The organism is Aurantibacter crassamenti (genome assembly GCF_016811105.1).
GTDB lineage: Bacteria > Bacteroidota > Bacteroidia > Flavobacteriales > Flavobacteriaceae > Aurantibacter_A > Aurantibacter_A crassamenti.
The window spans coordinates 471,172-494,367 of sequence record NZ_JAFBGM010000002.1 but is presented as its reverse complement, the minus strand read 5'-3'; the positions used below and the strand labels follow the sequence as shown (position 1 = coordinate 494,367).

At 33.6% G+C, this 23,196-nt stretch carries 22 protein-coding genes; 7 read left to right on the top strand and 15 right to left on the bottom strand.

Annotation, left to right across the window (positions count from 1 at the left end):
* Window positions 1-97: 97 nt before the first annotated feature.
* Complete coding sequence (locus tag JQC67_RS14735) at window positions 98-916, bottom strand: MBL fold metallo-hydrolase (RefSeq protein WP_203253684.1); 819 nt, start codon at window positions 914-916, stop codon at window positions 98-100.
* A gap of 3 nt (window positions 917-919) precedes the next feature.
* Window positions 920-1,384: a GNAT family N-acetyltransferase gene (locus JQC67_RS14730; RefSeq protein ID WP_203253683.1), complete on the bottom strand. Its 465-nt coding sequence runs from the start codon at window positions 1,382-1,384 to the stop codon at window positions 920-922.
* A gap of 156 nt (window positions 1,385-1,540) precedes the next feature.
* On the opposite strand from JQC67_RS14730, the gene JQC67_RS14725 reads away from it, so the two are divergent.
* Window positions 1,541-2,428, top strand: coding sequence for a hypothetical protein (locus tag JQC67_RS14725; protein WP_203253682.1), 888 nt, complete (start codon window positions 1,541-1,543; stop codon window positions 2,426-2,428).
* 76 nt (window positions 2,429-2,504) lie between these two features.
* Here the strand turns inward: JQC67_RS14725 and fumC are convergent, their stop codons facing one another.
* Window positions 2,505-3,902: a class II fumarate hydratase gene (gene fumC / locus JQC67_RS14720; protein WP_203253681.1), complete on the bottom strand. Its 1,398-nt coding sequence runs from the start codon at window positions 3,900-3,902 to the stop codon at window positions 2,505-2,507.
* A gap of 140 nt (window positions 3,903-4,042) precedes the next feature.
* Between fumC and JQC67_RS14715 the strand changes: the two genes are divergently transcribed.
* Entirely contained in the window at window positions 4,043-4,216 is a 174-nt protein-coding gene (locus JQC67_RS14715) for a hypothetical protein (RefSeq protein WP_203253680.1), read from the top strand.
* A gap of 48 nt (window positions 4,217-4,264) precedes the next feature.
* Here JQC67_RS14715 and JQC67_RS14710 read toward each other — a convergent pair whose 3' ends face one another.
* From JQC67_RS14710 to JQC67_RS14680, 7 genes are all read right to left on the bottom strand, one after another.
* On the bottom strand, window positions 4,265-6,754 hold the full coding sequence (locus JQC67_RS14710) for a TonB-dependent receptor domain-containing protein (protein WP_203253679.1): 2,490 nt from the start codon (window positions 6,752-6,754) through the stop codon (window positions 4,265-4,267).
* Between the two features lies 1 nt (window position 6,755).
* A complete protein-coding gene (locus JQC67_RS14705; RefSeq protein WP_203253678.1) occupies window positions 6,756-7,265 on the bottom strand; it encodes a hypothetical protein in 510 nt (169 codons plus the stop codon).
* 104 nt (window positions 7,266-7,369) lie between these two features.
* Window positions 7,370-7,711, bottom strand: a complete 342-nt coding sequence (gene arsC / locus JQC67_RS14700; protein ID WP_203253677.1) for an arsenate reductase (glutaredoxin) — start codon at window positions 7,709-7,711, stop codon at window positions 7,370-7,372.
* A gap of 50 nt (window positions 7,712-7,761) precedes the next feature.
* A protein-coding gene (gene prfB, locus JQC67_RS14695) for a peptide chain release factor 2 (protein ID WP_203253676.1) occupies window positions 7,762-8,863 on the bottom strand; the annotation gives its coding sequence in 2 pieces (ribosomal slippage) (window positions 7,762-8,796 and window positions 8,798-8,863; 1,101 coding nt in all).
* A 50-nt stretch (window positions 8,864-8,913) separates the two neighbouring features.
* A complete protein-coding gene (locus JQC67_RS14690; protein ID WP_203253675.1) occupies window positions 8,914-9,771 on the bottom strand; it encodes a transglutaminase-like domain-containing protein in 858 nt (285 codons plus the stop codon).
* A gap of 43 nt (window positions 9,772-9,814) precedes the next feature.
* Window positions 9,815-10,762, bottom strand: a complete 948-nt coding sequence (locus JQC67_RS14685) for an alpha-E domain-containing protein (RefSeq protein WP_203253674.1) — start codon at window positions 10,760-10,762, stop codon at window positions 9,815-9,817.
* 62 nt (window positions 10,763-10,824) lie between these two features.
* Complete coding sequence (locus JQC67_RS14680; RefSeq protein ID WP_203253673.1) at window positions 10,825-12,288, bottom strand: circularly permuted type 2 ATP-grasp protein; 1,464 nt, start codon at window positions 12,286-12,288, stop codon at window positions 10,825-10,827.
* Window positions 12,289-12,582: 294 nt separating this feature from the next.
* Here JQC67_RS14680 and JQC67_RS14675 point away from each other — a divergent pair, with 294 nt between their 5' ends.
* A complete protein-coding gene (locus JQC67_RS14675; RefSeq protein ID WP_203253672.1) occupies window positions 12,583-13,605 on the top strand; it encodes a threonine aldolase family protein in 1,023 nt (340 codons plus the stop codon).
* Here JQC67_RS14675 and JQC67_RS14670 read toward each other — a convergent pair whose 3' ends face one another.
* Window positions 13,606-13,914, bottom strand: coding sequence for a YegP family protein (locus JQC67_RS14670; RefSeq protein ID WP_203253671.1), 309 nt, complete (start codon window positions 13,912-13,914; stop codon window positions 13,606-13,608). It abuts the gene before it with no gap.
* A 185-nt stretch (window positions 13,915-14,099) separates the two neighbouring features.
* Here JQC67_RS14670 and JQC67_RS14665 point away from each other — a divergent pair, with 185 nt between their 5' ends.
* Window positions 14,100-15,200 (top strand): OmpA family protein, encoded by a 1,101-nt coding sequence (locus tag JQC67_RS14665; RefSeq protein WP_203253670.1) that lies wholly within the window; start codon window positions 14,100-14,102, stop codon window positions 15,198-15,200.
* A gap of 73 nt (window positions 15,201-15,273) precedes the next feature.
* On the opposite strand, the gene JQC67_RS14660 is transcribed toward JQC67_RS14665, so the two are convergent.
* Together JQC67_RS14660 and JQC67_RS14655 are read right to left on the bottom strand one after the other, a co-directional pair.
* On the bottom strand, window positions 15,274-15,726 hold the full coding sequence (locus JQC67_RS14660; RefSeq protein WP_203253669.1) for a thioredoxin family protein: 453 nt from the start codon (window positions 15,724-15,726) through the stop codon (window positions 15,274-15,276).
* A gap of 40 nt (window positions 15,727-15,766) precedes the next feature.
* Window positions 15,767-16,093 (bottom strand): YbaB/EbfC family nucleoid-associated protein, encoded by a 327-nt coding sequence (locus JQC67_RS14655; RefSeq protein ID WP_203253668.1) that lies wholly within the window; start codon window positions 16,091-16,093, stop codon window positions 15,767-15,769.
* A 54-nt stretch (window positions 16,094-16,147) separates the two neighbouring features.
* Between JQC67_RS14655 and JQC67_RS14650 the strand changes: the two genes are divergently transcribed.
* The 3 genes from JQC67_RS14650 (at window position 16,148) to JQC67_RS14640 (ending at window position 20,796) form a co-directional block, all read left to right on the top strand.
* On the top strand, window positions 16,148-18,286 hold the full coding sequence (locus tag JQC67_RS14650; protein WP_203253667.1) for a S9 family peptidase: 2,139 nt from the start codon (window positions 16,148-16,150) through the stop codon (window positions 18,284-18,286).
* An 84-nt stretch (window positions 18,287-18,370) separates the two neighbouring features.
* Window positions 18,371-19,411 carry a PLP-dependent cysteine synthase family protein gene (locus JQC67_RS14645; protein ID WP_203253666.1) on the top strand — a complete coding sequence of 347 codons (1,041 nt, stop codon included), beginning with the start codon at window positions 18,371-18,373 and terminating at the stop codon, window positions 19,409-19,411.
* A 125-nt stretch (window positions 19,412-19,536) separates the two neighbouring features.
* Window positions 19,537-20,796: an aminotransferase class I/II-fold pyridoxal phosphate-dependent enzyme gene (locus JQC67_RS14640; protein WP_203253665.1), complete on the top strand. Its 1,260-nt coding sequence runs from the start codon at window positions 19,537-19,539 to the stop codon at window positions 20,794-20,796.
* Between the two features lie 92 nt (window positions 20,797-20,888).
* Here JQC67_RS14640 and JQC67_RS14635 read toward each other — a convergent pair whose 3' ends face one another.
* The gene (locus JQC67_RS14635; RefSeq protein ID WP_203253664.1) at window positions 20,889-22,007 is read right to left on the bottom strand and encodes a GTP cyclohydrolase; all 1,119 of its coding nucleotides are present in this window, start codon (window positions 22,005-22,007) and stop codon (window positions 20,889-20,891) included.
* A gap of 69 nt (window positions 22,008-22,076) precedes the next feature.
* The gene (locus JQC67_RS14630) at window positions 22,077-23,183 is read right to left on the bottom strand and encodes a transporter (protein ID WP_203253663.1); all 1,107 of its coding nucleotides are present in this window, start codon (window positions 23,181-23,183) and stop codon (window positions 22,077-22,079) included.
* Window positions 23,184-23,196: the final 13 nt, after the last annotated feature.

Genomic DNA, 23,196 nt, shown 5'->3' with positions numbered 1-23,196 from the left:
AAAAGCTTCTAAGATTTCTTAGAAGCTTTTTTAGTTTTATTACGAATTATAATCAAATAAAGAATATTAATTTTCTTTACTTATGTTAATAATATCTTTAAAACTCATCATTAGGATACCAATCGAGTTGTACAACTTCTATATCAGAATCACCTGAATTTATTAGGGTTTTAAACTTTTTTACATCGCTAACATTTGGATTCCCACGAAAATGATAAGGATAAACTTGTTTAGGTTTGAAGGCGAGAACAGCATCGGCAGCACTTTCTTCTGTCATTGTATATGGTAGATTCATACATATAAATGCCTTGTCAATATTTTTCAACGCACGCATTTCAGGAATGTCTTCTGTATCGCCTGAAAAATAGATTCGTTCACCGCCCATATTTAAAACATAACCATTACCACGACCTTTCTCATGAAATTTTAAAGCTTCTTTTCGTAAATTGTACATGGGTATGGCTTCTACAGTTATTCCATAGCGTTCTTTAGACTGACCATTATTCAATATGTCTAACTGTGGTGTAAATTCTTGTGGTATTTTATCAGCTACGGCTTGTGGTACTATAATTTTAGCTTTTGAAGTATTTAGTGCTTGCAATGTTTCAACACTTAAATGGTCACCATGAATATCAGTAATTATGATAAGGTCTGGTTGTTTTTGTCCTTCAAAAGCTGCAGCTCCACCTACAGGGTCTATATATAAGGTATAATTATTCCATTCTAAAACTACAGTTGCGTGTTCAATGGGTATTATTTTTATTTCTGATTCAGAATTATCACTTTCAGGTGGTGGGGGTGGGGCGTCCGTTTGCCCATATCTGGGCTCAGAATCTACTTCTAGATTGTTTTTTACTTTATCCTTACAGCTAAATAAAATAAACCCGATAATTAAAATACCAATATAATTTTTCATGTTTTAGAGATTTAGTTCCATTTTTAGTTCACTTCTTGCGTAATCTAGGTTGTCACCTATTACAACTTCATTGAAGCCTGCCTTTTTATAAATATGTTGCGCTATAGGTAATTTAGCGCTCGTGTACAGAATAATTTGTTTCCAATTATGCGCTTTGGCATGTTCAATGGCATAATTTAAAAGTTTTTGACCAATTTTTAGTCCTTGATAGTTTTCATCAACAGCCATCTTTCCTAATTCAAAGCATTTGTCAGTTAATTTGATAAAACAAAAGCATCCTACAATTGTTTCATCGTATTTGGCAAAAAAAATAAATCCACCTTTATTAATAATATTTTTTTCGCAGTCTTCAAGTAGCTCTTTATCTTTCTGTTCTACATGAAAATACTTTTCAATCCAGATCGTATTTAAATCTAAGAAATTCCTTGCATACTGGGGTTCGAACGGTATAATTTTTAGGGATGGCATAGCAACAATCTAACACCCTTAAAGGTAAAACAACCTTATTTAGTTACAAAAGGGCAGTTTAATAATTTTAACATCTAAAAAATCCAAGATTAAAATTGAGCCGTATATAGACTGATACAAACAAAATTTACAATTAGTAAAATTAACTTTAATATTATGACTGAAACAAAAAATAACAACGGATTAAAAGTTTTGGCAGGTTTGCTAGGGGTGGTTCTTTTAGGAGTTATCATTTATACGGTTAGCCTTTACCAAGACAAGAAGAAGACTACTGCTGTTTTAACTCAAGAAAAGCAATTGGTGGTTGAAGATTTGAATAGCTTAAAATCTGAATATGATAAAGCTATACTAGAGAGTAATGCAACCAATGAAGAATTGGTATCAGCACGTGATAATATTGCAAAATACATTGATTCTGTAAAGAACATGAAAGGTGATATTGCTTCTTTATCTAGATACAGAAGACAAGTTGGTGTTTTAAAGACTGAAAGAGAGCAACTTTTAAGACAAGTAGATTCTCTTACAAAGTCTAACACTTTGATTGCTATGCAACGTGATAGTACTTATGTTGAGTTAGAAAAGCAAACTGTTTTTAATGATTCTTTAGTTGTGCAAAACACGCAATTGGCTGATGTTGTTGAAAAAGGATCTGCTTTAAACTTATCAAAATTTAATGTTGATGCAGTAAAAGAAAGAGGAAGCGGTAAATTAGTTTCAACTTCTAGAGCTAAGAGAACTGATAAATTTAAAATCTGTTTTACAGTAGCTGATAATGTTATTGCAGCAGCGGGTGATAGAGAATTTTTTGTTGAAGTTCTTGACCCTCAAGGAAACGTTCTTGGAGAAAGCTATTCTAAGACTAATGATTCTGGTGCTTCTGTAACTTATAGCAAAGGAACTAGTTTCTACTACGAGAACAAATCATTAGATGTTTGTGATTACATTAATAAGCCTTCTGGTGAGTTTCAAAATGGAAACTACATGGTGAATGTATATGATGACGGTTTGAAATTATTAGGAACTTCTAAGTTCACTTTAAAATAGTACACACTAACCATTAATAGATAAAAAGGGATAATCTTAATTGATTATCCCTTTTATTTTTTTGGTCTATTTATATCTATTTTAAGCCACCAACCATGTCTTCTGGTTTTACCCATTCGTCATAATCTTCAGCTGTAACATAACCTAAATTAACAGCTTCTACTTTTAGCGTAGTTCCATTTTTGTGGGCTGTGTTTGCAATTTCAGCAGCTTTATAGTACCCTATCTTAGTATTTAAAGCAGTTACAAGCATTAATGAGTTATTGAGAAGTTCTTTAATTACTTCATGATTCGGCTCAATACCTGCTGCGCAATTCTCATCAAAACTCACACATGCATCACCAATAAGTTCAGCAGATTGTAAGATATTGGCTGCCATCATTGGTTTAAACACGTTTAACTCATAATGCCCTTGCGTACCACCAACTGATATTGCAACATCATTGCCCATAACTTGTGCACAAACCATTGTAAGTGCTTCACATTGCGTAGGATTAACTTTTCCGGGCATAATTGAACTACCAGGCTCATTAGCTGGTATAATGATTTCTCCTATGCCAGAACGAGGGCCAGATGCCATCATGCGAACATCATTTGCAATCTTATTTAATGAAACTGCCAATTGTTTGAGTGCACCATGACTTTCAACTATTGCATCATGAGACGCTAAGGCTTCAAATTTATTTTCAGCGGTTATGAAAGGTAATCCGGTAAATTCAGCAATATATTTAGCAACTAGTACGTCATATCCTTGTGGAGTGTTTAAGCCAGTACCTACTGCCGTACCACCAAGCGCTAATTCACTTAAATGATTTAACGTGTTTTGTAAAGCCTTTAAACCATGATCAAGTTGTGAAACATAACCAGAAAACTCTTGTCCTAAGGTTAGGGGAGTGGCATCCATCAAATGCGTGCGACCTATTTTTACAACTTCTTTAAATTCTTCTGATTTTTTTGCTAAGGTGTTTCGTAATTGCGTTACCCCAGGTATCGTGTTTTCAACAATTTTCTTATATGCAGCAATATGCATCCCTGTCGGAAAAGTGTCATTTGAAGATTGTGATTTATTTACATCATCATTTGGTTGTATGGTTTTTTCACCTTCACCTATCGTTTTACCAGCAATTTCATGTGCACGGTTAGCAACAACCTCATTTACATTCATGTTACTTTGAGTACCTGATCCCGTTTGCCAAATCACCAATGGAAATTGGTCATCATGCTGGCCATCAAGAATTTCATCACAGACTTTGGCTATTAAATCACGTTTTTCTTCAGCCAAAACACCTAACTCACAATTGGTATAGGCTGCAGCCTTTTTTAGGTAAGCAAAACCATAAACAACGTCTAAAGGCATTGATGCGGCTGCTCCAATTTTGAAATTATTTCGTGAACGCTCAGTTTGCGCACCCCAATATTTATCTGCGGGCACTTTAACTTCACCCATGGTATCTTTTTCAATTCTAAAGCTCATTTCTTATGTTTTAGTTAAAACAAAGGTACAGCATAGCTCATTTATTTTTGCCAACAGAAATTTATTTTCACTTTTTTTTTGGATTTGATTTGCAATTTTTATCCTTTTCAAACTATCTTTGCTGAATAAAATAGTAACACATGTTCGATTTTGACCAATATTTAGGTTTTATAATGTTTTTAACCATTTTTACCATCGGCTTTTGGCTGATGATATTTTTGTTAGTATTTGTTGTGCCTTATTGGTTAGGTGGTAACCTTCTTGAAATGTGGAAAGAAAAACGTGCGGCAAAAAAAGCTAAACGACTAGAATAAAAAAAAGGAGCCAATTGGCTCCTTTTTTATTTTAAGAATTCTTTTAATCTATCCTTCTTCGTCAAAATCTCCTCCATCGTTACCGCCACCTCCTTGACGATTACCTTTATTTCGTTCCTTAGGTTGATTAAAGCGATATACGAATCCAAAAGTAACTTGTCTTCTTCTCCATTGAAATTCACTCTCAGAGGTAAAGAATTCAGTTTCAGTAAAAGATCTTCTTTTTCTCGTGTTTAATAAATCACTTACGTTCATTGAAATTGTACCGTTATCTTTTAGAATGTCTTTACTGAAAGCTAAGTTTAATGAAAATATTCCTTTGGATTCGGTTTGTGCATTTTGAGATGGTCCTCTGTAAAAAGCGTTTGTCTGCCAATCAATTTTAGCAGGTAAAGAAACTTTAGAACTAAATCGTGCAAACCAACTTGTATTAGTTGCACCATAATCCACTCCATTAAATAAACCTTCACTAGAAAACTGGAAGAAGTTAAAACTAGTATTTAAACGTAACCATTTTGTTGGGTTATACATTGTACCCGCTTCTACACCAATTCTATTATTAGTTGATAGGTTTATGGGTATTGACCTAATTATTTCAATACCATCTGTAGTAGTTTGTCCAGTTTCTTCTTGTACCCTTTCAAAAGAATTTGTTTCTCTTTGATAGTAAATTGAAGAAGTTAAAGTAAGCTTATCCCATCTTTTTAAATAGCCTAAATCAAAAGCATTTGAAAAGGCTGGATTTAAATCAGGGTTACCTTGAAAAATATTAGTTCTACTTGATCTAGAAGGAAAAGGATTTACGTAGCGACCTCTGGGTCTATTTATCCGTCTATTATAACCTAGTGTTATGTTTTCATTTTCGCGCAACTCAAATATTAAATTCAAAGTAGGAAATAACCCTAAATAATTTTTGTTAAAATTCACGTCTACATCAACGCCTAACTGCTCCTCTAACTCTGAGGTATCAAATTCAGATTCTAATTGTCCTTTCAGTTGCGTGTTTTCTAATCTTAGACCTAATAGGAAAGAGAACTTGCCAAATTTATTTCCATATTGAGAGTACAAGGCGTTTATGTTTTCGGAATATGTGAAAACATTAGTTAGGTTCTCATTTAAGTCAAAAAGACCACTAGTTTGGTTCAGAGAATCTAACCTATAATCTGTGATATCTTCTTCAAATTTGCCCCTATATCCAATTTCAAATTGTGCATCTTCCATAGGAAGTACATAATCTGCTTGTATTAAATATTCATTTTCGGCTTCAATTTCATAAACATTTTCAAGTACTATAAGATTTTCGGTTGGCACTGTTTCATTTTCTTCAATAATAGAAAATTTCTCTTCGTCACCTCTTGAGTATTGAAGGTCTACGGTTAATTTTTCCCCGTCCTCATTTAAATCATTTACATAATTTAAAGAGAATTGATAATTCGTATCATCTTCAGTTTCATCTTCGGTTCTATAAGTTAAACTATTTACTATATTATTATTGTAACGTTGATTCGTATTTTCGGTTTCATCTTCACCGTCTGAAGTTCTATAAAAAACGCTACCCGTAATAGAAGAATTATCTGTTAAAAAATACTCTAGGCCTAAGTTTGTATTAAAACCCTTTCTCAGCCTGTTGTATTCTCTATCTTCATAGATTCTATCAAAGCTTCCTGAAGTGTACGTATTATCGAAATAAGCATTTCCAGGTGCATCGCGATAGCTATATCCGGTAGTGTTAAAAATGTTGAATTTGTCTGTTCTAAGGTTTGTATTGACAGATATTCCACTGTTAATCGGAAAACCAATGGTAGTATTTACAGAGCCATTAAAACCTAATGTTTTTTCTTTCTTTAGAACGATATTTAAAATACCTGCGGTACCTTCTGCGTCGTATCTAGCTGAGGGACTAGTAATAACTTCTACTTTTTCAATGGCATCGGCAGGAAGTGCACCAAGTGCATCGGTCGAACCAAAACCAGCTAAGGCAGAAGGTTTTCCATTAATTAATATTCTTACATTCTCATTACCTCTTAAACTTATTGCACCTTCTACGTCAACGTCTACAGAAGGTACATTGTTTAAGGCATCAGTAATAGTAGCGCCACTATTGGTTAAATCTTTACCAATATTATAGATTTTTTTATCTAGACGGATTTCCACCGTGGTTTTTTCGCCAACAACCTCAACGCCTTCTAATTGGGCAACATCTAAAGCTAATTTAATGGTGCCTAAATCAGTTGATTCTTTAATCGTTTGGTTGGGTAATTCATATGTTTTATATGAAATATATTCTATACGAATATTATATTCTCCTGGAGTAGTCTCGACATCAAATTTACCTTCCAGGTCGGTGATGCCACCTGTAACTTTTTCTGGATTTTGTACACTTTGTAAGACCAAAGTTGCATACTCTAGTGGTTGGCCGTCTTCACTATCGATAACGGTACCTGTAATATGAATGGGATTGGATCGCTGACCTTGTGGTCTTTGTGAATAAATGATTGAACAAAATAAGAATAGGGATAGGGTCAGGATTTTTTGCATGTTAGTCTTTTGGTTTTTTCTTCTTTTTTTTCTTCTTTTTGCCTTCTTTTTTCTTTTCTTTTTGGGCCTTGGCGAGACCTTTTTTCTGAAGCTCTACAAACGCTTCATATTTTTCTTCTGATAGACCAGATTTTAATTCTTCGGTCTGTTGCTCAGTTATTTTTTCTAGTGCTTCGCGCATTTTATCTGGCGCCAATTCTAGTATTTGTAATTCAATTCTTTTTTGAATGGATTTTTTCAAAATAGAACTCATTACAGCTGCTTCAAATTCATTTAGCTCTAATGCCTCGGTAATACCAGGCATTTCATCATCAACTATTTGATCAGCGGTTTTAGGCTCTGGTGCTTTAGGCTCGGAATGTGCTTGAGGAATGGCATTGCGTTGCCTACCGTAACCATAACCATATCCACCACCTCCATATCCGTTGCCATATCCATATTGAGCCTGCAATTCAGCTCCGGTTAATAAAATAATAAATGCTGCAAATAGAAACTTTGTATTGATTTTCATAATCGCGAACTTTTGTTTGATTGTAAAATTAAAAGAAGGTTTAACCGTCTTTGGTTAAAACTTTGTTAAATGAAATTACCACAAAATTGCAAAACTCATGCCAATTAAATGATATTCAGAATGTTTTGAGGTGGTCTGCCTAAAACTGCTTTTTTACCATTAACAACGATAGGCCTTTCAATTAGTTTTGGGTTGGCCACCATTATAGCTATAATTTCAGCATCAGACAACTCTTGGCCTTTATACTTTTCTTTCCAAATTGCTTCGGTTTTGCGTAATAATTGTTGCGGTTTTATACCTAAACGCTGTAGAACTTCGGTAAGTTCTTCTATGGTAGGTACGTTTTCTAAATATTTTATAACCTCAAACTTTTTTCCTGAATTTTCAAGAATCGCTAATCCTTCACGAGATTTACTACATCTAGGATTGTGGTATATTTTTATCATTAATTTAAAATTTAGATTTAAAGAGAGTCTTGAATAATGGGTTTATTGGCTTATTCCTCTTCTTTTTGACCCATCATCATTAAGAAAGCTTTTAAGAAACGATCTATGTCACCATCCATGACGGCATCTACATTGCCCGTTTCTTCACTGGTGCGCACATCTTTTACTAGTTTATACGGATGCATTACGTAATTTCTTATTTGTGAGCCCCATTCAATCTTCATTTTAGAAGATTCAATTTCTTGCCTAGCTTCCATTTTTTTACGCAATTCAATTTCATACAATTGAGATTTTAACATTTTTAAAGCTGTAGCTCTATTGTCATGTTGACTACGTGAATCTGAACATGAAATTTGAATTCCACTTGGTTTATGTACCAACTGTACTTTAGTTTCAACTTTATTCACATTCTGACCACCTGCACCACTAGAACGTGCTGTGGTTATTTCTATATCTGCTGGGTTTACATCAATCTCTATGCTATCATCAACTAATGGGTAGACGTACACAGAGGCAAACGAAGTATGTCTTTTGGCATTACTATCAAAAGGCGAGATACGAACTAAACGATGTACACCATTTTCACCCTTGAGCCATCCGAAAGAAAATTCACCTTCAATTTCAAGTGTAACAGTTTTAATGCCAGCAACATCACCCTCTTGGTAATTGAGTTCTTTAACTTTATACCCGCTTTTTTCTGCCCACATCATGTACATGCGCATTAACATGGCTGCCCAGTCGCAACTTTCAGTTCCACCAGCACCAGCAGTAATTTGAAGTACCGCAGGTAATTCATCACCTTCTTCTGAAAGCATATTCTTGAATTCTAATTTTTCAATTAGATTCAAAGACTTTTCATATTGGGCAACAACTTCGGTTTCTTTCACTTCACCTTCTTGGTAAAATTCAAGTAACACTTCAAGGTCGCCTACCAAAGTCATAGCACCATTGTAATCATCAACCCATTGTTTTTTGGATTGAATAAATTTCATATGTGCTTGCGCTTCTTGCGGATTGTCCCAAAAATCAGGAGCGAGGGTTTTTTCTTGCTCGTTCTCTATTTCAATAAGTTTCGCATCGATGTCAAAGATACCTCCTTAACGCACCAAGGCGATCTTGAAGACCTTTAAAATGGTCAGTAGTGATTGTCATTAATTTTAATTTTTGGCTAAAATAGTACTCTTTATCGTACCACGATGTAATTATTGTTGTTGTTGACTCAAAACTTGAACCGTATGCGAGGTTTCATTAGTACCTGTTGTGTATACCACACCTTTTAGGGGAGAGCAATCTGTGTAATCTTTACCATGGGCTACCTTAATATGGTTTGTATTGGCTAGTAAATTGTTAGTGGGGTCAAAACCTACCCAACCTATTTTAGGAATATATGCCTCTGCCCAAGCATGCATTTGTGAATCACCAAAGTAGCCATTGCCTTGATGTAAATAACCTGAAACATATCTTGCAGGAATATCATTTTTTCTAGCTACGGCACAAAATAGATGTGTAAAGTCTTGACATACACCTTGGCGTTCAACTATTATTTCATCTAATGTGGTTTTTACATCAGTTACATTAGTTTTAAATCGTAGATAATTAAATACAAAATGATTAAGGTTCTGAAGGTTTTCAAAAATTGATATGTCTTTTTCAAAATCAAACATACTTTTTTGCGCTTGTGGAATCCGTGTGAAATGGGTAGTTTTTAAGAATGCTTCAAAATCTACTTTAAAATTTAATTCATTTAACTTTTGGTACGATTGTTCAATATCTGCCGACGGATTAAAATCAAATGGATTCACTTCTTTCTTTATTAAACGAAATGTAGCTTCAAATGAAATGTTTTTAAATTTTTGTTTCGGATGTACCCGAATTGTTTTGAATCCATAACCATTAATAGAAAATTGGTTTGTAGCCCCTACTGAATTAGAAAAATCAATATTTACAAATTCCTGATTATTATTTACTTCGGGTATTATTAAAAATTGCCAATGCGCTTGTTCAACCCAATTTTGATAGTTGTTTTCTGCTTTATATACTATAGAATATTCTAATGACATTTGTTTATTTACAAGGTGTGCTAAGGTAGTAGATTAACAGCATTTAGTAATTGAAAAATTCTTTTTCCATTTTAAGACTAATTTCATTCAAACTGTTAAGAATATCTTCGATAAAAATTTGAATGTTTTCTTCTATTTCTTCAATATACTTGTATTGATATTCAGCCCGTACTTTACCAATCAAAAAAGCTGTTGATTTTTTATTGTATGCCATACTCGGATCCAAAATTTTAATGTTTTTGTATACCTGATTTAAACTATTCATTATTGATCTAGGACAATTAGGATTAAGAATTAAAAATTCTAAAGTAGATATACTGGTTGGTGTTTTCTTATAAAATCGTCGCATCATATCATAAGATTCAGCACATTTTAATAAGGTTGTCCATTCAAAACTATTACCAAACTTATCTCCATAACTGCCTTGAGCTTTTAAAGCATCATTGTATTTTGTGTTTATTATGCGAATGATTTGGTTGGCTCGTTCAATATTAACACCCATCATAATAATTGCATAGACAGAATCATGTAATAGTGTTCCTCTAATTTTGCCACGAAGTATGGCGGTCATTTCAGCAACATTGCTTGTAAAATCATGCAAACCGTTTTTTAAGAATATGTCAGAAGGATAGTTCAACACAAAGTGGTAAAATTTATTTATTGATTCATATAACTCTGTTGAAATTAAATCTCTAGCACTGTTGGCATTCTCTCTAGCATATTTCACATTATTGATTATTGAGAAAGGTGATTCTGTATCTAATCCTATTTTAAACAATACTTCTTGTTCTTTTAATATGACATTTTCGTCTACATCTGGTTCTCCAACTAAGAAGAGCATTGATCTAAGAACGAACTGTCTATCTTGCGATTTAGCGTTAGGTGCATCTAAAGATGAAAAATAATTTACATTAAGATATCGGGCTATGTGTTCTGATCGTTCAATATATCTGCCCATCCAGAAAAGGTTATTTGCTACTCTTGCCAGCATACTTTTATTTTTTCAAGTTCATATTCTAGTTAATAAAAGGGTCAATGCGCTAAATTGTTTATTTAACCTTTTAGCACCCAAGTATCTTTTGATCCACCACCTTGTGATGAATTCACAATGAGATTACCTTTTTGCAACGCTACACGTGTTAAACCTCCTTTTAAAACAAATTCTTTGTCTTTTCCTAAAATTGTAAATGTCCTTAAATCAACATGACGTTGTTCAAATGATTCACTTTCATCAATATATGTTGGATGTACCGATAATGACATTATCGGTTGGGCAACATATTTTCTTGGTGATTCAGTAATTTGCTTTTTTACTGTTTCAATTTCAGCTTTAGTTAATCTATTTCCAATTGAAATACCATAACCACCAGCTTCATCAACTGGTTTAATAACTAATTCATGAATATGTTCTAGAACATATTTAAGTTCATCAGGTCTACTACAATGATATGTATGAACATTATTCAGTATAGGTTCTTCGTTTAAATAATATTTAATAATCTGGGGCATGTAGGTATACACAGCTTTGTCATCAGCCACACCCGTACCTGGGGCATTTGCTAAGGTTACATTACCTTTTTTATAGGCTGCGAATAGACCGGGAACTCCGAGAGTAGAATCAGGCTTGAATTCTAATGGGTCAATAAATTGATCATCAATTCGGCGATAAATAATATCAACTTTGATTGGGCCTTTTATGGTTTTCATATACACAAAGTCGTTCTCAACAAAAAGATCGCGACCTTCTACCAATTCTACGCCCATAGTTTTTGCCAAATAGGAGTGCTCATAAAAGGCAGAGTTGAACATGCCTGGGGTAATAACTACAGAAACTGGTACATCAACCCCTTTTGGTTTTGTTGTTTCTAATAAATCTAAGAGATTTTCAGCATAATTAGTAACGGAATAAGTTTTGTAATGATTAAAGACGCCGAACAAGGCTCGTTTAAGGGCGGTTCTATTGCAAATAACATAGCTAACACCTGATGGGCAACGTATATTATCTTCTAGTACATAGTATTTGCCATCATTGTGTTTAATAATATCAGTACCTGAAATGTGATTATAAATTCCTCCAGGAGGATCTATTCCAACCATTTGGTCTAAATAGTTCTCAGAAGTACTAATTAGTTCCATTGGTACAATACCTTCTCTAATTATATTTTTATCGTGATAAATATCCCATAGAAAAAGATTTAATGCTTTACTTCTTTGTATGGCACCTTTTTCTATTATCTCCCATTCATCTGGGGCAATTATTCTTGGAAATAAATCAAAGGGAAATATCTTTTCTTGGGTGTCTTTATCATTATATACTTGAAAGGTTATTCCTTGATTAAAAAAAGAAGACTTAGCCTTTGCATTGAGATTTACATAATCTTGTATTGAATGTTTACCGTAGAGTTCAAATAATTTTTTATAAACCTTTTTTATTTGCCCCTTCTTTTTATAGATTTCATCATATAAAATGGGGTTTCTTTCGTACGAAGAGAAAATTTGATTTTCAATATTGTCCATACCTTTTTTGTTTGTAATAAGTTAGTGATTTTCAAGGTGTTTCAAGGTGTTAAATAATTAATAATAAGTGCGTGAATTAATCATGCTCATAAAAATTAATACTGATTTTTAACAAATCGATTTTAACAAAAAAATTAATCTTAGAAATATGTCTTACTTGTTTTAGACAAGTTGAGAAGTGTAGAGATAGCTTCAGAATACATTATTAATACAAATGTTTTAGCTTGTAATAGCTGTTTAATTTTCTTAAAATTGTTCGTACTTTAAGTTATAACCAATAGCAATAAAATCATTTTGGAGATTAACCTTATTAGCGATACTGTTACAAAGCCAACTTCTGGCATGCTTGAAGCAATGATGAATGCAGAAGTTGGTGATGATGTTTTTAAAGCCGATCCAACCGTAAATGCGTTGGAAAAAAAAGTGGCTGAATTGTTTGGTAAAGAAGCTGCTTTGTATTTTCCTTCAGGTATCATGGCGAATCAGACGGCAATAAAGTTACTTACAAACCCAGGTGATCAATTGATTTGCGATAAATTTGCCCATGTATATAATTATGAGGGTGGAGGCGTTAGCTTCAATAGTGGAGTTTCATGCAAATTGGTAGATGGTTATAGAGGCATGATGACAGCTGAACAAGTTATAGAAGCTATTAACCCGCCTGATTTTTATCACAGTCCACTAACTTCTCTTGTATGTATAGAAAATACAACGAACAAGGGTGGGGGAGCTTGTTGGGATTTTAAAGAATTAAAGCGAATCAAAAAAGTCTGTACCTCAAATGGTTTGGGGTATCATTTAGACGGGGCACGCCTTTGGAATGCATTGGTTGCTAAAAATGAAACGCCAGAACAGTATGGTGAACTTTTTGATACTATTAGTGTTTGTTTGAGCAAAGGTTTGGGATGCCCTGTAGGATCGGTTTTGGTTGGTAGCACAGAACTTATAAATAGAGCATTACGAATTCGGAAAATTTTTGGTGGAGGAATGCGACAAGCTGGTTTTCTTGCAGCGGCAGGAATCTATGCACTAGACAATCATATCGAACGATTAACTGAAGATCATAAAAGAGCTCAAGAAATAGGTGAGGTTTTACGTGGTTTATCTTATGTGAAAAAGGTAGAACCTATAGAGACTAATATTCTCATTTTTGAATTAGATAAGACAATCATTAGTGAAGAATTGTTTCTAAGTAAACTTTTGAGCAAGAATATTCATATAATAAGCATGGGGCAGGGTAAGTTACGAATGGTTACCCATTTAAATTATACCCAAAATATGCATCAAGTATTACTAGAAATTCTAAAAGATTTGTAATTAAGGTTTTAGTGATGCAAGTATTTTTTTGAGATTTTTAATACCATTCTGCATACCAGCCTCAGAATTATATAATTGGCTTGAGCCAATTAGCCTTCCGTTAGAATTCTTCACATTAAATAAAAATTTACCCTCATTATTGGTTTTTCTTTCAAAGGTATTGAGTGGCATGTTATCGCCTGTCAATTCACTTAGAACTAATACTACTTCTTCTTGAGAAGAAAAGGTGATACTATTAAATAGCGCCTCATCGCTTTCAGCCTGAATATTAAAAGTATAACCAGAATCAGTTTTGTGTTGCGCTATCATTTTAAAGTATCACTTTAAGTAAAAGTACGATTTTTTATGGCTATAAATAAGGTTGTTTAGTCGTTGTTATTTGTATTGTGGGATTAAATAATATCTTAATTTGTTTAAAAAATATCTTAAAAAAATTAACATTTAATTTAAAAACATTACTTTAGCGATACCATTAATTATAAACATATAGTAAAATGAAAAAGTTTTTATTCCTATGCTCGGCATTTGTCGGTATGATTTCTTATGCCCAAGATTTGCCCCAAAACCCGGAACCGGGTAAATGTTACGTACGTTGTACAACCCCTGATGTATACGTAAATGAGACTGTTACTTTAACCATTAAACCAGGTTATAAAGTCTTAAAGACTGTACCCGCAACTTTTAAAACTGTTACTGAAAGAGTTTTAGTAAAAGACGAAGGTAAGAAGCTAACTGTTGTGCCCGCTAAATGGGGAAAAGAAACAGTTACGTATGTTGCTAAACAAGGAGGAAATGTATTAAAAGTTGTTCCTGCTAGTTTTGCAGCAGGTTCTGAAACTGTAGAAGTTAAACCAGCCTATGCTCAATGGGAATTAGGTGCTTCTGCTCCTAACTGCGCCTCTGGCAATCCTGATGATTGTAGATATTGGTGTTATAAAGGGTACCCAGCTGAGTTTACAACAATTGACACTCAGGTATTATCAAACGATGCATCAACAAATAGTACCCCCATTGGTTCAAAAGATGCTTCTTATTCTAAAACGGTATTATTAGAACCAGCTAAAGTTATTGAAGAAGTTATTCCTGCAGAATATGCTGAAATAACTAAAACTGTTCTTGATACTGATGCTCAAACTATTGAAGAAATAGTGCCGCCAGTTACCAAAACGGTTACTAAAGAAGTTTTAAAGGAAAAAGGTGGTTTAACTACTTGGAAAGAAGTAGAATGTTCTTTAGTTGAATATCAAGCCTTACCAATTAGTTGGAACTTAGGTAGCGCAACATTAACTTCTCAGGCTAAAACTATCATTGATACAAGGTTAATGCCTGTATTAGCTCAAAACCCTGGTGTAAAGGTAGAATTAGCTTCTCATACTGATTCACAAGGTAATGCAGGTTCAAACCAAGAACTTTCTGAAAGAAGAGCAACTGCTGTTGCTGACTACTTAATTTCTAAAGGAGTAAATTCTAGTCTTTTAGTTGCCAATGGTTATGGTGAAACAAAACTATTAAATAGATGTAAAGATGGCGTTTCTTGTACACAAAGAGAGCACGCTGCTAACAGAAGAACTCAATTTAGATTGATCAACAACTAGGTTAGAATTACTTTCTTAACCAATAAAAAAGGGCTTTCGTTTAGAAAGCCCTTTTTGTATTTTATGAAGTGAATTATATGTTTTTTCTAAAGAATTCAAGATGGTAGTTGATTTCCCCATTCATATTATAACCTGAATACTCATCAAGTACTTTTTCTTTCGGACTCAATATTTTGAAATAAGGAAAAACCCCTTTCTTATTTAGCTTTTTAAGAAGCTCTTTATTGTTTTGCATTTGTTCAGGCGCCAAAATATCTACACTACGAGGTATATCAACATAAAGCATAACAAAAGATTCTGTTATGGTTTTAAATTCATCTTTTGCAAATAAATCTTTCTTTAGCATTTTACAAGGACCACACCAATCACTTCCTGTAAAATAAACTATAAGATTTTTATTTTCATTTTTGGCTTGTGAAATAGCAATGTCATAATCGGTTTGCCAATTTGAAAAATCATTGGTATCATTATCCAACTGCCCGAAAGTTAGTAGTGGCATTAAGATTAAAAGGATTGCATATTTCATAAAATCATTTTGTTTAGAATTACAATAAACTTGCCAAAGTCTATTTTAAAAATGAATCCATACCTGGAATGTTCGGCATTCCTTCTTTAGCAACAGCACCTAATTCAGTTTCATTAACAGTAGAAGCACGTTCTATTGCTTTGTTCAACGTAAGAACTAAATAATCTTCAAGTTGCTCTTTGTCTTCTAATAGACTACTATCTATTTCTATGTTCTTTATGGTTCTATTTGCAGTAATAGTAACCTTTAGCATTCCATCGGCAGACGCCTCATCAAGTAATACATGATTTAGTCTTTCTTTGGTAGCTTGTACTTTTTCTTGGGTTTCTTTCAATTTACCCATCATTCCCATTAAATCTCCAAACATAATTTATAATATTATTATTCAAAATTACTAAATTTCATTATAAATGGAATTTTAATGAGACTCAGAATTAAAAAAAGTTTGTTTTGTCTGATTAGCGTTACTTTTGCGCTTTCTTGTCAAAATCATAAAAATACAATGAGTAAAATTGATGCACCAATAGCTAAAAAAGTGGCTAAAGAACTTGAAAAGCATGGTGACGTGCGTATTGATAATTACTATTGGATGAATGATCGAGAGGATCCTGAAGTAATTTCATATTTAGAGGCTGAAAATACTTATTATCAGAAGTCTACAGAGCATACGAAAGAATTTCAAGACAATCTTTTTATTGAAATGAAGTCAAGAATTAAGGAAGATGATTCTTCAGTGCCTTATAAGCTAAATGGTTATTGGTATTTAAAAAGATTTGAGATAGGTAAAGAGTATCCTATTTATTCAAGAAAAAAGGAAAGTGAAAGAGCTTCTGAAGAAATAATGTTCGATGGTAATGAAATGGCTAAAGACCATGATTATTTTCAGTTGGGTGGTATAAGTGTTAGTCCAGATAATACGATGGCTTCTTTCGCTGTTGATACTGTGTCACGTCGTCAATATACCATTCAAATAAAAAACTTAATAACAGGTGAGATTTATGCCGATAAGATTGAAAATACTACTGGAGGTTCGGTCTGGGCTGATGATAATAAAACATTATTTTACACCAAAAAGGACCCTGTTACATTAAGATCAGATAAAATATACAAGCATATTGTAGGCACTTCAGTTGAAGATGATGAATTGATATTTCATGAAAAAGATGAAACCTTTTATGCCTTTGTATATAAATCAAAATCTAAGAAATATATAATTATAGGCTCTACCAGTACTTTAACGTCTGAATATCAAACTTTACGTGCAGATGATCCAAACGGAAAATTTGAAATGTTTAACGCACGTGAGCGTGGCGTGGAATATGGAATTTATCACTATGATGATAAATTTTATGTGCATACGAATAAAGACGAAGCTACCAATTTTAAAATGATGGTGACTGATGAGAATAAAACAACATCTGAAAATTGGGTAGAATTCATTCCACATCGTGCGGATGTTCTTTTGGAAGATATTGATATTTTCAAGGATTATTATGTGATTTCTGAGCGTGAAAATGGTCTAAATAAGTTGCATATTGTCCGATGGGATAGTTCTGATAATTATTTCCTTCCTTTTGATAACGAAACATATACAGCTGCAACAAGTACAAATGTTGATTTTGATACTAAAATCCTACGATATGCCTATAATTCAATGACTTCGCCTAGTTCGGTTATTGATTTTAATATGGAAACCAAGGAGAAGACTATCAAAAAAGAGCAGGAAGTTTTAGGTGGAAATTTTGATAAAGCGAACTATAAATCGAAAAGAGTTTGGGCTACCGCACGTGATGGAGTAAAAGTGCCTATTTCATTAGTTTATCATAAAGATACTAAGTTAGACGGTAACAGCCCTTTATTACAATATGCTTATGGCTCGTATGGTCATACTATCGATCCTTATTTTTCTTCTGTACGATTAAGTCTTATGAATCGTGGCTTTATTTATGCTATTTCTCATATACGCGGGGGGCAATATTTAGGACGACAATGGTACGAAACAGGTAAAATGTTTGATAAAAAAAATACATTTACTGATTTTGTTGATTGTTCAAAATTCTTGATTCAAGAGAAGTATACAAGTGCTAAACATTTATACGCTTCAGGTGGTTCAGCTGGTGGTTTACTTATGGGGGCTATAATAAATATGGCACCTGAATTATATAATGGAGTAATGGCATCAGTACCCTTTGTAGATGTTGTTACCACAATGTTAGATGATTCAATACCTTTAACTACCGGTGAATATGATGAATGGGGTAACCCAAATGATAAAGCTTCATACGAGTATATGAAATCGTATTCGCCCTACGATAATGTGGCAAAACAAAATTATCCTAACCTTTATGTCAGTACGGGTCTACATGATTCACAAGTACAATATTGGGAACCCGCCAAATGGGTTGCAAAGTTAAGAGATTATAAAACTGATAAAAATCTTTTATTTTTAGATACCAACATGGAAGCTGGTCATGGTGGTGCTTCGGGGCGTTTTGAAGCCCTTAAAGAAGTCGCAAAAGAGTTTGCCTTTATGATTGATTTAGAGGGTAAAATCAACTAAATCGGAAAAAATCCGTAATTTTGTATTTGGAACTATACAAAATGAGTGTTTGAGATTGTGTTCCCCTAAACAAGATTAACCTTTATGGAAAATCAAATTAATGCACATGACAGTGTCCTAGATTTAATAGGAAATACACCACTAGTCAAACTAAATAGAATTGCCGCTGACCTAACTGGTAATTTTTATGCCAAGGTTGAAGCCTTTAACCCAGGGCATTCTTCAAAAGACCGGGTAGCTACCTATATTATTGAAGAAGCTGAGCGAAAAGGTATTCTTAAAGAAGGTAGTACGATAATAGAAACTACATCAGGTAATACAGGCTTTAGTATAGCTATGGTTAGTATTATTAAAGGTTACAAATGTATTTTGGCTGTTAGCTCTAAATCATCTCAAGATAAGATTGATATGCTGAAAAGCATGGGAGCTGAGGTTTATGTTTGTCCGGCACATGTTAGTGCAGATGATCCAAGATCATATTATGAAGTTGCTAAAAGGCTTCATGAAGAAACTGACGGTAGTATTTATATTAATCAATATTTCAATCAATTAAATATTGAGGCTCATTATCAGCATACTGGACCAGAGATTTGGAAGCAAACAAACGGAAATATTACCCATTTAGTAGCTTGCAGTGGTACCGGTGGTACAATTTCAGGAATCGGACGATATCTTAAAGAGCAAAATCCGAATGTTAGAATTTTGGGTGTTGATGCTTTTGGATCAATTCTCAAAAAGTATCATGAGACCCGTAAATTTGATCAAAAAGAAATTTATCCGTATCGTATTGAAGGTTTAGGTAAGAATTTAATTCCTGGGGCTACTGACTTTGATGTGATTGACGAGTTTATGAAAGTGACCGATGAAGCTAGTGCACATACCGCTCGTGAAATTGCAAGCGCAGAAGGTATGTTTGTTGGCTACACAAGTGGAGCTGCAATGCAAGCTTTAAAACAATACAATGAAAAAGGTGAGTTTGATGAAAACAGTAATGTAGTTGTTATCTTTCCTGATCACGGCTCAAGATATATGAGTAAAATATATAGTGACGATTGGATGCGTAATCAAGGTTTCTTTGATACAGAAAATGTTGAAGCGCAGCAGAAAATTCAATTAATAAAATAATATTGAAATAGTATAAAATTTGAAAGCAACGGCACTAGCTGTTGCTTTTTTTTTGTTTGACAATATTCAAGCATTCAAGTAAAAAAATCCATATTTTTGCAGTATAATCAAACGTAGAGCGCTAGATGAGAGACATATTTGATAGAATTATTGAGAATAAAGGACCATTAGGTAAATGGGCTTCACAAGCTGAAGGTTATTTTGTATTTCCAAAATTGGAGGGTCCTATTTCTAATAGAATGAAATTCCAAGGTAAAGAAGTAATTACCTGGAGTATCAATGATTACTTAGGCTTAGCAAATTTGCCAGAGATTAAAAAAATTGATGGTGAGACTGCGGCAGAGTATGGATCTGCATACCCAATGGGGGCAAGAATGATGAGTGGTCATACCGAATTTCATGAACAACTTGAACAAGAATGTGCTGAATTTGTAAGTAAAGAATCTGCATATTTATTGAATTTCGGGTATCAAGGTATAATGTCTGCCATTGATGCATTGGTTTCTAAAGATGATATTATTGTTTATGATGTTGATTGCCATGCCTGTATCATAGATGGCGTTCGGTTACATATGGGTAAGCGTTTTACGTTTATGCATAATGACATGGAAAGCCTAGAAACAAACCTGGAAAGAGCCACAAAAATGGCTGATCAAACGGGTGGTGGTATCCTTGTGATTTCTGAAGGTGTTTTTGGCATGAGAGGTCAACAAGGTAAATTGAAAGAAATTGTTGCTTTAAAGAAAAAATATAGCTTTAGATTATTGGTTGATGATGCTCACGGTTTTGGTACTTTAGGTAAAACAGGTGCTGGGGCAGGTGAAGAACAAGGTGTGCAAGATGATATTGATGTTTATTTCGCCACATTTGCTAAATCTATGGCTAGTATCGGTGCTTTTTTAGCTGCTGATAAAGAGATAATTGATTATTTGAAGTATAATTTACGTTCTCAAATGTTCGCAAAATCACTTCCAATGGTTTATGTAAAAGGAGCTTTGAAGCGTTTAGATATGTTGCGTACACAGCCCGAACTTAAAGCCAAGCTTTGGGAAAATGTGAATGCTTTACAAAACGGATTAAAAGAACGTGGATTCGATATTGGTACAACTACCAGTTGTGTTACTCCTGTTTATTTAAATGGAAGTATTCCAGAAGCAATGGCCTTGGTTAAAGACCTAAGAGAAAATTACGGAATATTTTGTTCTATAGTAGTTTATCCTGTCATACCTAAAGGATTGATTTTACTACGAATGATTCCGACTGCAACGCATACTATGGCTGATATTTCAGAAACATTAGAGGCGTTTTCTGCAATTAGAACACGTTTAGAAAACGGAACTTATAAAAGACTTTCTGCCGCAGTTGCTGCTGCAATGGGTGAATAAATAAAACAATTAGTTTTATTAGTTACAATATAGATTAGCTCCATCTGTAAAGAATCGAAATTCTTTGAAGATGGAGTTTTTTTAGATGTTAACTACAGATTTTTGCGATAGGTACATCTACGCTTGTAGATTTTTGGATCAAAATGCTTCCACATTTGCCGAATAGCTATATTGTCTTCTAATTCTGGGGTACGGTAGCACATTTCAATTTTTTTAGTAGTGAAAGTTTTGTGATACTCATTAAAAATAATAGCTGTGACACCTTTGTTTTGGTATTCAGGATGTATTCCTATTAAATAAAATAATACATCTTTGTTATTCTTTTTAGCTTTTAATAACTGAAAAATCCCGAAAGGAAATAGTTTTCCCTTAGCTTTTTGTAAAGCCTCTGAAAAAGAAGGCATTACAATAGAAAAAGCAATTAATTTATCTTCTTTGTCAACTATGAACTTAATATATTCAGGGTTAATGAAGCTGATATATTTCTTTTTGAAATATGCCTTCTGCACTTCGGTTATCGGAACGAACGAAGAAAGCTTTGAATAAGTTTCATTGAACAAGTCGAACATTTTGTCAGTCATTGGCAAAACATCCTTGGTTTTAGTGAAATTTATTTCTCTAAGTCCGTATCTACGTTTGATTAAGCTATTTAATTTTGTAAAAAGTGCTGGGTCAGCATTTTTAGCAGGAAACTTATTTTCTACATATTTTTTTTCAACTGTAAAGCCTGCTTTTTCATAATGAGATGCGTAGTAAGAATGATTATACCAAGTTATCATGCTGCCAATATGATCAAATCCTTCAGTAAGTACACCAACTTTATCTAGGTTTGAAAACCCTACAGGACCTTCAATAAAGTCAAGTTGTTGTTCTTTACCAATCTCTGCAACTTTATTTAGCAAAGCTTCTGAAACTTCAAAATCATCAATAAAGTCAAACCAACCAAATCGCATTTTTCTGACTTTTTGATCATTTACCTCAAGCCAGTTGATAATTGCAACTACACGTCCCACAACTTTTTTGTTCTTGTATGCTAGAAAAAAACGCGCTTCTGCGTTTTTGAACGCGGGGTTTTTCTCTTTATCAAAAGTTTCTAATTCATCGGCAATAATAGGAGGGACCCAATATTTTGAGTCCTTGTATAATGTAAAAGGATATTTTACGAAGGCCTTAAATTCTGATTTTGAAGAGACTTCAACAAGGTTGACCATAGCTGTTTTTTCTACAGTCAATATTAGGGATAAATGTCGTTAGAATAAAATGAGAAATGCAAATGAATGTTAAAAATCAATCGCTCCGTTATCTTCTTTTTTGTCTTTGCCTTTTTTCTTGTCAGCTTTTTTCTTCTTACGAAGTTGCTTTTTTGATGGACTTAAGTCAATATCTTCAGCACCAGATCCATTTTTAGCTTTCTTCTTGTCGTCACGCTCTTTCTTCTTCATAGCGTTCTTTTTAATTGGACCGCCATTTTCACCTGCTTTTTGATCTTCAATAGCTTTAATTTCATCTTTATGAAAATCAAAGCGATATGAGGCTCCGGCACTCATAAATATACGAGAAGGCGTATTTTTAAAGCTAGCACCAAGATTTACATCTACTTGTAATTGTTCAGATAATAAATGCACAACGCCACCGCGTATTAGAACATCAGCATAACGATCACTATCAAACCCTTGGTGCTCAATGAAAGTGCTCCATTTTGGGTTTCTAAATGCGTATGATAAGGAAACTGCATAGTTTATTTCTGGAAAAGGTGAGCCTATTCTATCATAAGCTATATTTGAAATAAGAACAAAACGCGGTGTCAGTCTACTTTGAGTAGCTAACATAACTCTTGGTGAAATTGTTGGGTCACCTACATAAAATGGATTATCACCAAACAGAATATTTGCACCTGCGTATATAGATACAGACGGAATTAAATTTTTTAACTGAAAAACATAATTTTTTCGCCAACTATACAAATTCGGTTTGTTTCGTATAGGTGATTTATAACGATCATAAATCAAAAATTTAAGACCAATACGATTTTGATTGAAATTTGTTCGGTTTTCACTGATTCCAAAATTTGCAAAAGTGATGTTTTGGTTTTGAAAATTACCTTCCCAATTGATTTCTAATTGCTCAAATAAAAGTCCATATCTAAGCGCATAATCTAGCCCCCAAATACCTGATTGTGTATTGAGCAGTGCATGGTCTTGTTGTTCAAAAACGGCGCCACCTTCAATTTGAATTACATTTTTACCTACAGCGTAAGCGCTTACTGCCTTACCTGGTCTATTAGAATTTATAACGTCTGTATACTGTGAAAAACCTAAAAAAGGTATTGAAAACACTAGTAAAACCAGTACTTGTTTAATATTTTTTAACATAAAACTGTACTTCATAAACAGCGACTTT

What these genes read in the sequence shown, in the direction of transcription:
- JQC67_RS14735 (WP_203253684.1), bottom strand. Translation starts at nt 916, where the DNA reads ATGAAAAATTATATTGGTATTTTAATTATCGGGTTTATTTTATTTAGC.
- JQC67_RS14730 (WP_203253683.1), bottom strand. Translation starts at nt 1,384, where the DNA reads ATGCCATCCCTAAAAATTATACCGTTCGAACCCCAGTATGCAAGGAAT.
- JQC67_RS14725 (WP_203253682.1), top strand. Translation starts at nt 1,541, where the DNA reads ATGACTGAAACAAAAAATAACAACGGATTAAAAGTTTTGGCAGGTTTG.
- fumC (WP_203253681.1), bottom strand. Translation starts at nt 3,902, where the DNA reads ATGAGCTTTAGAATTGAAAAAGATACCATGGGTGAAGTTAAAGTGCCC.
- JQC67_RS14715 (WP_203253680.1), top strand. Translation starts at nt 4,043, where the DNA reads ATGTTCGATTTTGACCAATATTTAGGTTTTATAATGTTTTTAACCATT.
- JQC67_RS14710 (WP_203253679.1), bottom strand. Translation starts at nt 6,754, where the DNA reads ATGCAAAAAATCCTGACCCTATCCCTATTCTTATTTTGTTCAATCATT.
- JQC67_RS14705 (WP_203253678.1), bottom strand. Translation starts at nt 7,265, where the DNA reads ATGAAAATCAATACAAAGTTTCTATTTGCAGCATTTATTATTTTATTA.
- arsC (WP_203253677.1), bottom strand. Translation starts at nt 7,711, where the DNA reads ATGATAAAAATATACCACAATCCTAGATGTAGTAAATCTCGTGAAGGA.
- JQC67_RS14690 (WP_203253675.1), bottom strand. Translation starts at nt 9,771, where the DNA reads ATGTCATTAGAATATTCTATAGTATATAAAGCAGAAAACAACTATCAA.
- JQC67_RS14685 (WP_203253674.1), bottom strand. Translation starts at nt 10,762, where the DNA reads ATGCTGGCAAGAGTAGCAAATAACCTTTTCTGGATGGGCAGATATATT.
- JQC67_RS14680 (WP_203253673.1), bottom strand. Translation starts at nt 12,288, where the DNA reads ATGGACAATATTGAAAATCAAATTTTCTCTTCGTACGAAAGAAACCCC.
- JQC67_RS14670 (WP_203253671.1), bottom strand. Translation starts at nt 13,914, where the DNA reads ATGATAGCGCAACACAAAACTGATTCTGGTTATACTTTTAATATTCAG.
- JQC67_RS14665 (WP_203253670.1), top strand. Translation starts at nt 14,100, where the DNA reads ATGAAAAAGTTTTTATTCCTATGCTCGGCATTTGTCGGTATGATTTCT.
- JQC67_RS14660 (WP_203253669.1), bottom strand. Translation starts at nt 15,726, where the DNA reads ATGAAATATGCAATCCTTTTAATCTTAATGCCACTACTAACTTTCGGG.
- JQC67_RS14655 (WP_203253668.1), bottom strand. Translation starts at nt 16,093, where the DNA reads ATGTTTGGAGATTTAATGGGAATGATGGGTAAATTGAAAGAAACCCAA.
- JQC67_RS14650 (WP_203253667.1), top strand. Translation starts at nt 16,148, where the DNA reads ATGAGACTCAGAATTAAAAAAAGTTTGTTTTGTCTGATTAGCGTTACT.
- JQC67_RS14645 (WP_203253666.1), top strand. Translation starts at nt 18,371, where the DNA reads ATGGAAAATCAAATTAATGCACATGACAGTGTCCTAGATTTAATAGGA.
- JQC67_RS14640 (WP_203253665.1), top strand. Translation starts at nt 19,537, where the DNA reads ATGAGAGACATATTTGATAGAATTATTGAGAATAAAGGACCATTAGGT.
- JQC67_RS14635 (WP_203253664.1), bottom strand. Translation starts at nt 22,007, where the DNA reads ATGGTCAACCTTGTTGAAGTCTCTTCAAAATCAGAATTTAAGGCCTTC.
- JQC67_RS14630 (WP_203253663.1), bottom strand. Translation starts at nt 23,183, where the DNA reads ATGAAGTACAGTTTTATGTTAAAAAATATTAAACAAGTACTGGTTTTA.